Annotated in this window: 1 protein-coding gene; it reads left to right on the plus strand. The window is 66.8% G+C overall.

Going from position 1 to position 247, the window contains the following annotated elements:
• On the plus strand, positions 1 to 247 hold a 247-nt coding region (locus KVS69_RS20140; RefSeq protein WP_217540023.1), incomplete at both ends, for a M48 family metalloprotease.

Below are 247 nucleotides of genomic sequence, written 5' to 3' on the forward strand. Positions count from 1 at the left end.
GGGAGGACGAGGCCGAGGCGGTACTGGGCCATGAAATCGCGCACGTGGCCACCGGTGACATGATCACCATGGCGCTGCAGCAGGGCGTGCTCAACACGTTCGTGATCGTGCTGGCACGCGTGGTCGGCGGCATCATCGACAGTGCGCTGCCGGGCAACCGCGAAGGCGGCGGCCGCGGGTTCGCCCACTTCATCATCGTGTTCGTGCTGGAAAGGGAGGTCGGCCTGCTCGCGACCATGGACGCCAT

Origin of the sequence: Stenotrophomonas sp. GbtcB23 (genome assembly GCF_019091045.1) — a bacterium.
Lineage (GTDB): Bacteria > Pseudomonadota > Gammaproteobacteria > Xanthomonadales > Xanthomonadaceae > Stenotrophomonas > Stenotrophomonas rhizophila_A.